Origin of the sequence: Mycobacterium intermedium, from assembly GCF_002086275.1 — a bacterium.
GTDB classification, from domain to species: Bacteria; Actinomycetota; Actinomycetes; order Mycobacteriales; family Mycobacteriaceae; genus Mycobacterium; species Mycobacterium intermedium.
This window is the reverse complement of record NZ_MVHT01000023.1, coordinates 19,788-32,816: the sequence shown is the minus strand read 5'-3', so window position 1 is coordinate 32,816 and position 13,029 is coordinate 19,788. Positions and strand designations below refer to the sequence as shown.

Below are 13,029 nucleotides of genomic sequence, written 5' to 3'. Positions count from 1 at the left end.
TGTCTGGACGGCGGCGTGATCACCCGGGCCGTATGGACCCGCCCCCTGGCCGCCGCTATCCCAATGCGTCGTTCAACGAACACCCGGGAATGGCCAATTATCCGGCCGATTCGCCGGGTCCCCCGCGGCCGAACAGTGCTGACTATCGGCGGACACGACGTCCACCGCCGATGCCGAGCGCCAACCGTTACCTGCCACCACTGGGCGAAGAGCCGCCGCCGCCCCCACGCGACACCGAGCAACCACCCCCGCGCGGTTTCAGCAACGGCGAGCGGATCACCGTCACCCGCGCCGCGGCGATGCGCAGCCGCGAGATGGGTTCCCGCATGTACTGGATGGTGCAGCGGGCCGCCACCGCCGACGGCGCGGACAAGTCCGGGCTCACCGCGCTGACCTGGCCGGTGATGGCGAACTTTGCGGTCGACTCCGCGATGGCGGTCGCCCTGGCCAACACGTTGTTCTTCGCCGCTGCCACCGGCGAAAGCAAGTCGAGGGTCGCGCTATACCTGTTGATCACCATCGCGCCGTTCGCGGTGATCGCCCCGCTCATCGGCCCGGCACTGGACAAGCTGCAGCACGGCCGTCGCGTCGCGCTGGCCATGTCTTTTGCGCTGCGCACGGTGTTGGCGTTGGTGTTGGTCATGAATTACGACGGCATCACCGGCAGCTTCCCACCGTGGGTGCTCTACCCGTGCGCCCTGGCGATGATGGTCTTCTCCAAGTCGTTCAGTGTGCTGCGCAGCGCGGTGACACCCAGAGTCATGCCGCCGACGATCGACCTGGTCAGGGTCAACTCCCGACTGACCGTGTTCGGCCTGCTTGGCGGCACGATCGTGGGGGGAGCCATCGCGGCGGGCGTCGAGTTCGCCTGCACCCAGTTGTTCCGGCTGCCCGGAGCGCTGTTCGTCGTCGTCGCGGTCACGATCGTCGGTGCGCTGTTGTCGATGCGGATACCGAGTTGGGTCGAGGTGACGACGGGCGAGGTACCGGCCACGCTGAGCTATCACCGCGACATGGACACGATGCGGGGTCCCCGGCCGGGCCACGTCAAGCCGCCAAAGGTCGGCGGTGCGCTGCGACAGCCGTTGGGCCGCAACATCATTACCTCTCTGTGGGGTAACTGCACGGTCAAGGTGATGGTCGGCTTCCTGTTCCTTTATCCGGCGTTTGTCGCCAAAGCACACGACGCCGACGGCTGGGTCCAGGTCGCGATGCTCGGCACCATCGGGGCCGCGGCCGCGATCGGTAATTTCGCGGGCAACTTCGCCGCCGCTCGACTGCGATTGGGCAGGCCGGCGGTGCTGGTGGTGCGCTGCACCGTCGTGGTGACCGCGGTGGCATTGGCGGCCGCGGTGGCGGGCACATTGGTCATGGCCGCCATCGCCACCCTCATCACGTCGGGGGCCAGCGCCATTGGCAAGGCTTCACTGGACGCTGCTTTGCAACACGACCTGCCCGAGGAATCCCGTGCGTCGGGGTTCGGCCGCTCGGAGTCGACGCTGCAATTGGCCTGGGTGCTAGGCGGCGCCGTCGGGGTGTTGGTCTACACGGAATTGTGGGTCGGTTTCACCGCGGTCAGTTCCCTGCTGATCCTGGGTCTGGCACAGACCCTGGTCAGCTTCCAGGGCCATTCCTTGATCCCCGGCCTCGGCGGCAACAGGCCGGTCATGGTGGAACAGGAGGGCACTCGCCGGGGCGCGCCGGTGATGCCCCAGTGAAACGAGGTCGAGCCACCGCCATCGCGCTCGTGGTGGTGTTGCTGATGGTCGGGGCGGGTTTCGGCACCTGGCTGTTGGTCCGCCAACCCGGTCCGCGCTGGCCGCAGATCAGCGCCTACACGAACGGGCACCTGACTCGCGTCGGGCCCTACCGGTACTGCAAGGTGCTCAATCTCGACGACTGCTACACACCGGAGACCATCGGCGAACTGCGGGCAAACGAACGTTACCCGGTACAACTCTCGGTTCCCGAGGCAATTTCTCGTGCCCCTTGGCGCTTATTGCTGACATACGAGGATCCGAGGGACATCACCGAAAGCCTGTTCCGGCCGAAGACCCGACTGGCGGTCACCATCCCGACCGTCGACCCGCATCGCGGGAAAGTCACCGGCATAGTCGTGCAGTTACTTACGTTGGTCGGCACCCCGGACGGCGAGGTGATCGAATACCCCCATGCGGAGTGGTCTGTGCGCCTGGCCTTTTGAGGCACCTGGCTTATCGAGACGGCAGGCCGGCCCAGCCGGCTAGGCGCCGTGGCCGTCCGGCACCCGCTCACCGTCAACCGGCGGTCCTGGTGGCGTACCGTCGCCAAACGGCCTGCCACCCAATTCTTCTCGTCCGTGCGGGGCGAGCCAGTTGCTCAGGTCAGGGCCCTTCGGCACGACGCCGGTGGGGTTGATGTCGCTGTGCACGATGTAGTAGTGCTGCTTGATCTGGACGAAGTCGATGGTGTCGCCGAAACCGGGCGTCTGGAATAGGTCCCGGGCGTAGGCCCACAACACCGGCATCTCGCTGAGTTTTGATCTGTTGCACTTGAAATGCCCGTGGTAAACGGGGTCGAAGCGGGCCAGTGTGGTGAACAACCGCACGTCCGCCTCGGTAATCGTGTCGCCGACCAGATATCGCTGGTTGGCCAGTCGTTCGCTTACCCAATCAAGCGCGGCAAAAAGGCGGTCATAGGCCGCTTCATAGGCATCCTGCTTGCCGGCGAACCCGCAGCGGTACACGCCGTTATTGATCTCGGTGTAGATCTTCGTGCTTACCTCGTCGATCTCGGCGCGCAGCGGCTCAGGGTAAAGCTGCGGCGCACCCTCGCGGTGGTATGCGGTCCACTCGGTGGAAAAGTCCAGGGTCATCTGAGCGAAGTCATTGGTCACCACCGCCCCGGTGGGCACGTCGACGATCGCCGGGACGGTGATCCCCTTCGGATAGTCGGGGAATCGCTTGAAGTACGCGTCCTGCAAACGCGGAATCTTCAGCACCGGGTCGACGCCGCCGGGATCCAGGTCGAAGGTCCAGCTGCGCTCGTCGTGCGTGGGACCGCAAAAGCCAATGGACAGAACGTCTTCCAGGCCCAGCAGCCGTCGCACGATGATGGTGCGGTTCGCCCACGGGCAGGCCCGCGCAACCACCAGCCGATAACGGCCGGGCTCTACCGGATACCCGTCTCGCCCGTCAGCGGTGATCCGCGTGGTGATGTAGTTCGTATCGCGGTTGAATTCGCCCGTTCCGGCGACATAGGAGCCCATCGCCTTACAACGTAGCCTGAGTCGCGGCCTCGACTGGCGCCGGGGCTTCATAGAACCGCCGCGCCAGATTGGCTTCGGTGGACTCCCGCGGCTCCCAGGGGGCGATCCACGGGCCGGTGCCCTCCGACTGGTCCAGAATCCCGCCTTCCAGCCAGAGATAGCGACCGTCCAACACATCGTCGGCGAGCCGCACGTCGTGGCTGTCGGTGTTGGACCACAAGCCGCGGAACAGTTCCTCGACCCGCAAAGTCGCTTGCTCACAGAACAATTCGGCCAACTCGTAGGCTTGCTTGCCGATCACGGGGTCAGCGGCCCGTTGCGCCTCGGCCCGCACGCACGCCGCCGCCATCGCGAACAACTCGGCCCCGATGTCGACGATGCGGCCCAAAAATCCCTGCTTCTGTTCCAAATTGGCTTGCCAGCGCGCCATTCCGTAGAACGTGTTGCGGGCCAACTTGCGGCTGGAACGTTCGACGAAGCGCAGATGCGAGGCAAGCGGGCCGAACTCGCTGTACGACGTGGGCCGCTGACCTTCACCAAAGACCAACTTGGGCAACCACTTTGCGTAGAAACCACTGGCGCCTACCGCGGCCGACGCCTTCTGCCGAAGATCGGCGTCGGGCTTGGCCAGGTCGCCCGCGGCGGTGAGGTGGGCATCGACGGCTTCCCTCGCGATGAGCAGCCGCATGATCTCGCTGGACCCTTCGAAGATCCGGTTGATCCGCAAGTCGCGCAATTGCTGCTCCACCGGCGCGGCACGCTCGCCGCGCGCGGCCAGCGACTCCGCGGTTTCATAGCCACGGCCACCCCGGATCTGCACCAGATCGTCGGCGATGCGGCAGGTCGTCTCGCTGGCCCACAATTTGGCCAGCGCGGCCTCGATCCGGATGTCGTTGCGGCCTTCGTCGGCCATCTGACCGGACAGTTCCACGACTGCGTCGAGCGCATAGGTTGTCGCGGCCAGGTACGCGATCTGGCGAGCGACCGCTTCGTGTTTCCCGACGGGCTTGCCCCACTGCACCCGCTCGCGCGACCACTCGCGGGCGATCTTCAACGACCACTTGGCCGAACCCGTCGCCATCGCGGGCAGGGCCAGCCGCCCAACGTTGAGCGTTGTCAGCGCGATCTTCAGACCGTCGCCCTCGCGGCCGATCAGGTTTTCGGCGGGGACGCGTACCCGATGCATCCTGGTCAGGCCGTTTTCGATGCCGCGCAGGCCCATGAACTGGTTGCGCCGTTCCACGGTGATCCCCGGTGAATCGGCTTCGACCACGAACGCACTGATACCGCCGCGATGCCCCTCGCTCTTGGGTACGCGGGCCATGACCACCAACAGCTCGGCGACCACACCGTTGGTGGTCCACAACTTCAGGCCGTCCAATAGGTATGCCTGTCCGTCCTCGGCGGGTGTCGCCGTGGAACCCAGGCGCGCCGGGTCCGAGCCCACGTCCGGTTCGGTGAGCAGGAACGCCGAAATGGCGCCGGCGGCGCAACGCGGCAGGAACCGCCGCTTCTGCTCCTCGGTGCCGGCCAGCTTGAGCGGCTCGGGCACCCCGATCGACTGGTGAGCCGACAGCAGCGCCCCAATACTCGGGTGGACAGTCGTGACCATCATCAGCGCCCGGTTGTAGGCGACTTGCGACATGCCCAGTCCGCCGTATTCCGTCGGGATCTTCATGCCAAAGCAGCCCAGTTCGGCCAGGGCCTTTACGTATTCGTCGGGAATCTTGGCGTCGCGTTCGATGACGCTGCCGTCCATGGCGCGCAACACGTCTCGCAGCTTCTCGAGGAATGCCGCGGTGCGCTCCTCGTCGGCGTCGGACGGTCTGGGGAACGGGTGGATCAGATCGAGCGGAAAGCGGCCAAGAAATAGCTCTTTGGCGAATGACGGTTTATCCCAACCACTCTCGCGAGATTCTTCGGCGAGCGCCCGCGCTTGTTCCTCGGTGACCTGCGCCTGCTGTGCCATCGCAGCCTCCTCGTAACGCCGTGCCGCACGCTTCTAGGACCAACCTACGCCCAAGTTACGCGCCGGTAGCTTTACGTGCTGTAAACCCGCCCAGAAGACGCAGAAACCCCCGAAACCCGGTCGATTTCGGGGGCGCCCGCGTCTGCTCGCGTGGGGCTGGAGCGAGACCCGGCTAGGCCTCGAACTCGCGCGCCACGGCCTTGACCACCTCGGAGATCTGCCGCGCCGTCTTGCGGTCCGGGTAGCGACCCTTGCGCAGTTCCGGTTGGACGGTGCTCTCGAGCAACGTGATCATGTCCTCGACCATGCCGTGCAACTCGTCGGGAGTGTGCTTGTGCTCGACCGGCGCCTCGCGGCGCGACCGAGCGAGCGACTTCGAGAGGCTGGGCGGCGGATCGATGATCTTCAGGCTCAAAGCCTGCGGACCGCGCCTGCCCGAGGCGATTCCGAACTCCACTCGCTGGCCCGCTTTGAGCGCCTCGACACCTGCGGGCAACGCCGAAGAACGGACGTAGACGTCTTCGCCGTCCTCCTGCGACAAGAAGCCGAACCCTTTCTCGGGGTCGTACCACTTCACCTTGCCGGTCGGCACTGCTCTCACCTGCTTGTCTGACGGGTCTGGGGTAACCGAAGAAGACGCGTCCCGCATGCGCAGGACGCGATGACGATCTCAGATCCTACTCGGAAGGTTTCGCACCAAGCATCCCTGTCAACCGCGTGCTGAGTAGGCTGGCAGTACCTCTGGAGGAGATATGCGCCTAGTCCTGAACGTTATCTGGCTGGTTTTCGGGGGCCTCTGGTTGGCCCTCGGCTACCTGCTCGCGGCGCTGGTCTGCTTCCTGCTGATCATCACCATTCCCTTCGGTTTCGCCTCGCTGCGCATTGCGTCGTATGCGTTGTGGCCGTTCGGCCGGACGATCGTCGAAAAGCCGAGCTCCGGCACCGGCGCCTTGATCGGCAACATCATCTGGATCCTGCTGTTCGGGCTGTGGCTTGCAATCGGGCATCTGGCGAGCGCGGCGGCGATGGCGGTCACCATCGTCGGAATTCCGCTGGCGTTGGCGAACCTGAAGATGATTCCGGTGTCGTTGGTGCCGCTGGGCAAGGAGATCGTCCCCGTCGATGGTCCAGTGCAACCCGGACGGCTCGCCGCATGACCCTGACCGCGCTCGGTGTGCCGACGGTTCCCAGCCGCGGGTGGTCCGGTGGGGTCGCTTCACCGGCGCCTGCCGACGGACCGCTGCGGGACACCTTCGGCCGGGTCGCCACCGATCTACGGGTGTCGCTGACCGACCGGTGCAATCTGCGCTGCAACTACTGCATGCCGGAGCAGGGCTTGGACTGGCTGCCCAACGAGCAACTCCTGCAGCCCGACGAACTGATTCGGCTGCTGCGCATCGCCGTCACCCGATTCGGCGTCACCAACGTGCGGTTTACCGGTGGTGAGCCACTGCTGGCCCGCCACCTCGAGGAAGTGGTCGCGGCGGCCGCGGCGTTGCGGCCCCGCCCGGAGATCTCACTGACCACCAACGGTCTGGGGCTGGAGCGGCGGGCCGCCGCACTGGCGGAGGCGGGCCTAGACCGCGTCAATGTGTCGCTGGACAGCGTCAGCCGTGAACATTTCGCCGCCATCACTCGTCGGGACCGGCTTGACGACGTGCTGGCCGGTCTGGCCGCGGCCAAGGATGCCGGTTTGATGCCGGTCAAGGTCAACGCCGTGCTCGACCCGGTCACCGGCCGCGAGGACGTGGTGGAGCTGCTGCGGTTCTGCCTCGAGCACGGTTACCAACTGCGAGTCATCGAGCAGATGCCGTTGGACGCGGGACACCAGTGGCAGCGCAATGCGGCGTTGAGCGCCGACGATGTGCTGGCGGCTCTGCGGCTCCACTTCCGGCTGCTGCCCGACCCGGTACCGCGCGGTTCGGCCCCGGCCGAGCTCTGGTTGGTCGATAGTGGCCCCGGAACCCCGTCGGGGAAGGTCGGGGTCATCGCCTCGGTGTCCCATGCCTTCTGCTCGGCGTGTGACCGCACCCGGTTGACGGCCGATGGCCAGGTCCGCAGTTGCCTGTTCTCCCGCGACGAAACCGACCTGCGGTCGCTGCTGCGCGGCGGCGCCGACGACGAAGCGATCGAGGCGGCCTGGCGTGCCGCGATGTGGGCCAAACCGGCTGGCCACGGCATCAACGATCCGGATTTCATCCAGCCCGACCGACCGATGAGTGCGATCGGTGGCTGACGAGATTCAGGTGACGGTCCGCTATTTCGCGGCCGCCCGGGCGGCCGCCGGCGTCGAATCGGAAACGTTGACGCTGCGCGGCGGCGCCACTGTCGCCGACATGGTCGACAACCTCGCGGCCCGGAACGGGCGTCTGGCAACACTTTTGGACCGCTGCTCGTTTCTGTGCGACGAAATTGCCGTTCGAGACGTCACGAAGGCGTTATCCACCGGCAACACGATTGACGTACTCCCGCCGTTCGCCGGCGGTTGATGCTGTGACATATCTCACGTCACGGAACGATAACGAGCTGGCCACGCTGCGGTGTCGAGGTGCTATGAGCTGCACAAACGCAAGCTGTTCCAGGCCTTTTCCGGTACGGATGTGACAGAAACGCCGGGATATTTGACACGTGACGTGAGCGACTGAACCCGCTACCGTCTCCGAAGGTTCGTCATTACACCCAATGCAAGCGACGTTCCTTCCCTCCCTATATCGCGCCTAGCCCCATCCAGTAGGCGAGGGATCCCGACCCGCGGATGGGGGCGGGGGACCCACCGGGTCCGCCGAGATCGGACCGGGGCCATCTGGCCCCTTGGGGTGAAGCCGACGTCGGTCAATGGAGATCGAATGCGGCCGGGTGACCTCTCCCACCCGAACCCGACAGCTGACCTCGCAGGCGTGTACACGAGAGGAATATCCGCGCGTATGAGTGGACGCCACCGTAAGCCCACTACTTCTAGCGTCAGCGTCGCCAAGGTCGCCTTTACCGGTGCCGTGCTGGGCGGCGGCAGCCTCGCCCTCGCCGGCCAGGCAAGCGCAGCCACCGACGCCGAATGGGACGCCGTAGCCCGCTGTGAATCGGGCGGCAACTGGTCGATCAACACCGGCAACGGGTACTACGGCGGGGTTCAGTTCGCCGCCGGCACCTGGGCCGCACATGGCGGCACCCAGTACGCCCCCTCGGCTCAGTTGGCCACCAAGGACCAGCAGATCGCCATCGCCGAGCGGGTGCTGGCGAGCCAGGGCCGTGGTGCCTGGCCCGTGTGTGGCACCGCGCTCTCCGGCCCGACGCCGCGCGAAGTGGTGGTGGATGCCTCGGTCGTCGACGCAGCCCCGGCCTCGGAGCCGTTGTTCACCCCGGACGCTCCGCCGGCTGAAGACATCGCTCCGCCCGCGGTCGAATTGGCCGGAAACGAACTGCCCGCCCCGCCTCCGGTCGAGCTGGCCGCCGCGCCGGCCGAACTGCCGCCGGCTCCGGTCGAGCTGGCCCCCGCGCCGGCCGAATTGGCACCTGCCCCCGAGGACGTGATTGCGCCCCCTCCGGCGGACGTGGCACCGCCGGCCGCACACGCCCCGATCATCGTCGACGCGAGCACGCAGGTTCCCCAGCCGGCCGACGTGGCACCGGCTTCGGAGGACGTCATCAACGTCCACCAGGTCGGCTTCACCGCCAAGTTGTGGGACGCGATCCGCGCGCAGGACATCGCCGGCAACGACGCGCTCGACGCGCTCGCTCAGCCGTACGTCCTGGGCTGACAGCAACCGGTCGCTCGGCCTGATCGCTTCCAGCGGTCGCGATTAGGCCGAGCCCACCCATTCGTCGGAACCGTCGTCGAAGAACTGGTGCTTCCACACCGGCAGACGTTCCTTGATGGTGTCGACAAGCTGCGCGCACGTGGCGAAGGCCGCCCGCCGATGGTCGGCGGCGACCGCCGCCACGAGCGCGGCCTCGCCGATCTGCAGGACCCCGACGCGGTGGCTGGCCGCCACAGCACGCACCCCGCTGGACTGCTCGGCGACTTCGGCTACCACTTCGGCAAATACCTGCGCGGCCGTCGGGTGCGCGGAGTATTCCAAACGGGTCACCTGGCGTCCGCCATCGTGGTTGCGGATCATCCCGACGAAACCGACGATGGCCCCGGCCGACTCATGGCTCACCAGCTCTTCATGGTCGGCCAGTGAAATGGGCTGGTCGGTCACCAGGGCGCGCAAGACCCGTGTCATGGGTGAGTCATCGACGATGATCTTTACCGGCGAGTTGGTCGAGCGCGTGGTGCACCACGCCGTCCAGTACCGCCAGGCCGTCCCGCACGCCGCCGGGTGATCCCGGCAGGTTGACGATCAAGGTTTCGCCGGCCACCCCGCAGACCCCACGCGACAGCACCGATGTCGGCACCTTGGGCAGCCCCGCTTGACGGATCGCGTCCGCCAGCCCGGGAATGACGAAGTCCAACACCGCGACAGTCTGTTCTGGCGTCGTGTCGGTGGGCGAGATGCCGGTGCCGCCGGAGGTGAGGATCAGGTCCGCCCCCGCCTCGAGCGCGTCGTTCAACGCCTCGCCGACCGGATTCCCGTCGGCCACCACGGCGGGCTCGGCCGTCGAAAACCCGCGCTCGTCCAGCCAATGCTTAATGATTGGGCCGCACTCGTCGACGTAGACGCCCGATGAAGCACGGGTGGAGGCAATGATGATGCGCGCGGACCGCGTGGGCTGGTCGGTCATAGCCGCGCCCAACTTCCGGTCTTGCCACCTTCTTTGCGGAGCACGCGGATGTCGTCGATCCGGGCCCCCGGGTCGACCGCCTTGATCATGTCGTAGAGAGTCAGCCCTGCCACACTGACGGCGGTCAGCGCCTCCATCTCCACGCCCGTTCGGTCGGTGCTGCGTACCGTCGCCGTGATGTCGATGTCCGATTCTCCGATCGTGAAGTCGACGTCTACGCCGGTCAGCGCGAGCTGATGGCACAACGGAATCAGATCGCTGGTGCGTTTGGCCGCCAGAATGCCCGCCACCCGCGCGGTGGCCAGCGCATCGCCCTTCGGCAGGCCGCCGGTGGAAATCAACGCCACCACCTCGCCCGTCGTCCGCAGGGCGCCCGCGGCCACGGCGGTCCGCTTGGTGGCGTCCTTTTCGGTCACGTCGACCATGTGCGCGGCTCCCCGCTCGTCCAGGTGTGACAGCGCACCCGAGCGCTGCTCCCTGGACACCCCCGCCATCCCGGGCGACCTAACGGTTGACGACCGTCACCGGGTGGACGTAGGGCAACACATCTGCGGGCAACGGGAACACCACCTCGCCGAAGGGTGACAACGCACCCGTGCGGTCGGTGACGAGTTCGCTCACCGCATGATCGTCTGGGTCCGTGGTCGGCCAGCCGTTGTCCACGTACTTGGTCTTGCGCGCTTTGCCATCAGCAGAGTTAGCCACGGCGTCCATTCTGACAGGTCTCGCCCCCGTCCGGGGCGCAAGGTCACGGGTCGGGCCTAGGCTGATCAGCGATGACCGAACAAACCCCGGATGTCCCGCTGGGGTCCTGGCTCGCCGACTTGCCGGACGACCGGCTGATCCTGCTGCTGCAGCTCCGACCAGACCTTGCCCAGCCGCCTCCAGGCAGCATTGCCGCGCTCGCCGCGCGCGCACAGGCACGTCAATCGGTCAAGGCCGCCACCGACGACCTCAACTTCCTGCAATTGGCGGTGTTGGACGCACTGTTGGTGCTGCATGCCGACACCACGCCGGTGCAGACCACCAAGCTGCTGTCGCTGGTCGGCGACAACGCTCCGCACGCCGACGTCACCGCAGCGCTGGACGATCTGAAGACACGCGCCCTGGCCTGGGGCGATACCGCGGTGCGGGTAGCCGCCGACGCAGCGACGGCTTTGCCGTGGCATGCGGGTCAGGTGACGCTTGAGGACCGCTACCGTACCGGGGCGGAGATCGCGACCCTGATCGACGGGATCGACGAAGCGCAACGCGAAGTGCTGGAAAAGCTGCTCGAAGGGTCTCCGATGGGGCGCACCCGCGACGCGGCGCCCGGCGCGCCACCCGATCATCCGGTGCCAAAACTGCTCGCGGCCGGACTGCTGCGACGCATCGACGCCGAGACGGTGATCCTGCCACGACACGTCGGGCAGGTGCTGCGCGGCGAACTTCCCGGTCCGATGCAACTGACTGCGCCCGATCCGGTGGTGTCCACCACCACCCCCGACGACGTCGACGCCGTGGCGGCCGGAGCCGCCATCGACCTGCTGCGCGAACTGGAGGTGCTGCTCCAAAACCTCAGCACCACACCAGTAGCCGAGCTGCGCAGCGGTGGACTGGGAGTGCGTGAGCTCAAGCGATTGGCCAAGGCGACCGGCATCGACGAGCCGCGACTGGGGCTGATCCTCGAGTTGGCCGCCGCTGCCGGGTTGATCGCCAGCGGCATGCCCGAACCCATGCCGCTGCACGGCGAAGGCCCGTACTGGGCGCCGACATCGGCCGCCGACCGGTTCGCCGATCTCACCGCCGCCGAGCGATGGCACCTGCTGGCCGGCACCTGGCTGGACCTACCCGGCCGGCCGGCCTTGATCGGCACCCGTGGGCCTGATGCCAAACCCTATGGGGCCCTGTCGGATTCGCTGTTCTCCACGGCGGCGCCGCTGGACCGTCGACTGCTCCTGGACATGCTCGCCGAACTCCCCCCAGGCGCCGGAGTCGATCCGACATCGGCGTCGACGGCCCTGATCTGGCGCCGTCCCCGCTGGGCTCGACGGCTACAGCCGGGACCCGTGGGGGACCTGCTGACCGAAAGCCACGCGTTGGGACTGGTGGGACGCGGGGCGCTCAGCACCCCTGGACGTGTCCTGCTGGGCGGTGGCGAACCCGCCGACGTGGTTGACGTGATGACACGCGTGCTGCCCAAACCGATCGACCACTTCCTGGTCCAGGCCGACCTGACGGTGGTGGTACCCGGGCCGATGCTGCGCCAGCTTGCCGATGATCTGGCGACGGTTGCCACGGTCGAATCAGCCGGCGCGGCCATGGTGTACCGGGTCAGCGAGCAGTCCATCCGGCACGCTTTGGACGTCGGCAAGACCCGCGACTGGATGCACGCGTTTTTTGCGAACCATTCCAAAACCCCAGTGCCGCAGAGTCTTACCTACCTCATCGATGACGTCGCACGTCGTCACGGCCAGCTTCGCATCGGCATCGCCGCCTCCTTCGTGCGGTGCGAGGACCCCGCCCTGCTAGCCCAGGCGGTGTCGGCGCCGGACGTCGAGGGATTGGCGCTGCGCGCCCTGGCGCCGACGGTCGCGGTGTCACCCGCGCCCATCTCGGAGGTGCTTGCCGCGTTACGGGCCGCAGGCTTCGTCCCGGCTGCCGAAGACTCCACCGGTGCCATCGTCGACATGCGGCCCCGCGGCGCCCGGGTGCCCACCCCGCAGCAACGTCGGCCGTACCGTCCCCCGCCGCGTCCCAGCGCCGAGTCGCTCAACGCGGTCGTGGGCGTGCTTCGCAAGGTGACCGCGGCACCATTCGGCAGCGCCCGCGTCGACCCCGCTGTCGCGATGTCGCTGCTCCAGCAAGCCGCCAGGGAGCAGGCCACGGTGGTCATCGGCTACCTCGACGCCGCCGGCGTGGCCACTCAGCGCGTGGTGGCGCCGATCGCCATCAAAGGCGGCCAGCTGGGCGCTTTCGATTCGGCGTCCGGGCGCCTGCGGGAGTTCGCCATCCACCGCATCACGTCGGTGACGCCGGCCGACGAGGGATAATGGATGGTTATGCCTGTTGACGACGCTGCACAACGCAGCGATGAGAAGGAGTGGCGCTA

Annotated in this window: 14 protein-coding genes and 1 riboswitch; of the genes, 7 read left to right on the top strand and 7 right to left on the bottom strand. The window is 67.0% G+C overall.

Going from position 1 to position 13,029, the window contains the following annotated elements; genetic code table 11:
• The first annotated feature begins 32 nt into the window (after positions 1–32).
• Both BST27_RS10795 and BST27_RS10790 read left to right on the top strand, forming a co-directional pair.
• The gene (locus tag BST27_RS10795) at positions 33–1,718 is read left to right on the top strand and encodes an MFS transporter (protein ID WP_069421365.1); all 1,686 of its coding nucleotides are present in this window, start codon (positions 33–35) and stop codon (positions 1,716–1,718) included.
• Complete coding sequence (locus tag BST27_RS10790; protein WP_079219722.1) at positions 1,715–2,203, top strand: DUF2771 domain-containing protein; 489 nt, start codon at positions 1,715–1,717, stop codon at positions 2,201–2,203. The genes BST27_RS10795 and BST27_RS10790 overlap by 4 nt, the downstream gene beginning before the upstream one ends.
• 39 nt (positions 2,204–2,242) lie before the next feature.
• Here the strand turns inward: BST27_RS10790 and BST27_RS10785 are convergent, their stop codons facing one another.
• From BST27_RS10785 to BST27_RS10775, 3 genes are all read right to left on the bottom strand, one after another.
• The gene (locus tag BST27_RS10785; RefSeq protein ID WP_069421364.1) at positions 2,243–3,247 is read right to left on the bottom strand and encodes a glutathione S-transferase family protein; all 1,005 of its coding nucleotides are present in this window, start codon (positions 3,245–3,247) and stop codon (positions 2,243–2,245) included.
• A 4-nt stretch (positions 3,248–3,251) separates the two neighbouring features.
• Positions 3,252–5,216 carry an acyl-CoA dehydrogenase family protein gene (locus tag BST27_RS10780; RefSeq protein WP_069421363.1) on the bottom strand — a complete coding sequence of 655 codons (1,965 nt, stop codon included), beginning with the start codon at positions 5,214–5,216 and terminating at the stop codon, positions 3,252–3,254.
• Positions 5,217–5,388: 172 nt separating this feature from the next.
• Positions 5,389–5,808, bottom strand: a complete 420-nt coding sequence (locus tag BST27_RS10775) for a cold-shock protein (RefSeq protein ID WP_069421362.1) — start codon at positions 5,806–5,808, stop codon at positions 5,389–5,391.
• 160 nt (positions 5,809–5,968) lie between these two features.
• Here BST27_RS10775 and BST27_RS10770 point away from each other — a divergent pair, with 160 nt between their 5' ends.
• From BST27_RS10770 to BST27_RS10755, 4 genes are all read left to right on the top strand, one after another.
• Positions 5,969–6,373: a YccF domain-containing protein gene (locus BST27_RS10770; protein ID WP_069421361.1), complete on the top strand. Its 405-nt coding sequence runs from the start codon at positions 5,969–5,971 to the stop codon at positions 6,371–6,373.
• Positions 6,370–7,452: a GTP 3',8-cyclase MoaA gene (gene moaA / locus BST27_RS10765; RefSeq protein WP_069421360.1), complete on the top strand. Its 1,083-nt coding sequence runs from the start codon at positions 6,370–6,372 to the stop codon at positions 7,450–7,452. The genes BST27_RS10770 and moaA overlap by 4 nt, the downstream gene beginning before the upstream one ends.
• Positions 7,436–7,705 (top strand): MoaD/ThiS family protein, encoded by a 270-nt coding sequence (locus BST27_RS10760; protein WP_139805097.1) that lies wholly within the window; start codon positions 7,436–7,438, stop codon positions 7,703–7,705. Before moaA ends, BST27_RS10760 begins: the two co-directional genes overlap by 17 nt.
• A gap of 243 nt (positions 7,706–7,948) precedes the next feature.
• A riboswitch (cyclic di-AMP (ydaO/yuaA leader) is annotated at positions 7,949–8,131 on the top strand.
• A gap of 9 nt (positions 8,132–8,140) precedes the next feature.
• A complete protein-coding gene (locus BST27_RS10755) occupies positions 8,141–8,971 on the top strand; it encodes a transglycosylase family protein (RefSeq protein ID WP_069421359.1) in 831 nt (276 codons plus the stop codon).
• Between the two features lie 42 nt (positions 8,972–9,013).
• On the opposite strand, the gene BST27_RS10750 is transcribed toward BST27_RS10755, so the two are convergent.
• From BST27_RS10750 to BST27_RS10735, 4 genes are read right to left on the bottom strand one after another with little or no spacing between them, the layout of a single operon-like run.
• A complete protein-coding gene (locus BST27_RS10750) occupies positions 9,014–9,439 on the bottom strand; it encodes a molybdenum cofactor biosynthesis protein MoaE (protein ID WP_069421358.1) in 426 nt (141 codons plus the stop codon).
• 7 nt (positions 9,440–9,446) lie between these two features.
• Entirely contained in the window at positions 9,447–9,938 is a 492-nt protein-coding gene (locus BST27_RS10745) for a MogA/MoaB family molybdenum cofactor biosynthesis protein (protein WP_069421357.1), read from the bottom strand.
• A complete protein-coding gene (moaC, locus tag BST27_RS10740) occupies positions 9,935–10,432 on the bottom strand; it encodes a cyclic pyranopterin monophosphate synthase MoaC (RefSeq protein WP_069421356.1) in 498 nt (165 codons plus the stop codon). The genes BST27_RS10745 and moaC overlap by 4 nt, the downstream gene beginning before the upstream one ends.
• A 10-nt stretch (positions 10,433–10,442) precedes the next feature.
• A complete protein-coding gene (locus BST27_RS10735) occupies positions 10,443–10,643 on the bottom strand; it encodes a hypothetical protein (protein ID WP_197518178.1) in 201 nt (66 codons plus the stop codon).
• Positions 10,644–10,714: 71 nt separating this feature from the next.
• Here BST27_RS10735 and BST27_RS10730 point away from each other — a divergent pair, with 71 nt between their 5' ends.
• Positions 10,715–12,970 (top strand): helicase-associated domain-containing protein, encoded by a 2,256-nt coding sequence (locus tag BST27_RS10730; protein WP_069421354.1) that lies wholly within the window; start codon positions 10,715–10,717, stop codon positions 12,968–12,970.
• Positions 12,971–13,029: the final 59 nt, after the last annotated feature.

What these genes read in the sequence shown, in the direction of transcription:
- moaC (WP_069421356.1), bottom strand. Translation starts at nt 10,432, where the DNA reads ATGGCGGGGGTGTCCAGGGAGCAGCGCTCGGGTGCGCTGTCACACCTG.
- BST27_RS10745 (WP_069421357.1), bottom strand. Translation starts at nt 9,938, where the DNA reads ATGACCGACCAGCCCACGCGGTCCGCGCGCATCATCATTGCCTCCACC.
- BST27_RS10785 (WP_069421364.1), bottom strand. Translation starts at nt 3,247, where the DNA reads ATGGGCTCCTATGTCGCCGGAACGGGCGAATTCAACCGCGATACGAAC.
- BST27_RS10795 (WP_069421365.1), top strand. Translation starts at nt 33, where the DNA reads ATGGACCCGCCCCCTGGCCGCCGCTATCCCAATGCGTCGTTCAACGAA.
- BST27_RS10770 (WP_069421361.1), top strand. Translation starts at nt 5,969, where the DNA reads ATGCGCCTAGTCCTGAACGTTATCTGGCTGGTTTTCGGGGGCCTCTGG.
- BST27_RS10750 (WP_069421358.1), bottom strand. Translation starts at nt 9,439, where the DNA reads ATGACACGGGTCTTGCGCGCCCTGGTGACCGACCAGCCCATTTCACTG.
- BST27_RS10730 (WP_069421354.1), top strand. Translation starts at nt 10,715, where the DNA reads ATGACCGAACAAACCCCGGATGTCCCGCTGGGGTCCTGGCTCGCCGAC.
- BST27_RS10755 (WP_069421359.1), top strand. Translation starts at nt 8,141, where the DNA reads ATGAGTGGACGCCACCGTAAGCCCACTACTTCTAGCGTCAGCGTCGCC.
- moaA (WP_069421360.1), top strand. Translation starts at nt 6,370, where the DNA reads ATGACCCTGACCGCGCTCGGTGTGCCGACGGTTCCCAGCCGCGGGTGG.
- BST27_RS10780 (WP_069421363.1), bottom strand. Translation starts at nt 5,216, where the DNA reads ATGGCACAGCAGGCGCAGGTCACCGAGGAACAAGCGCGGGCGCTCGCC.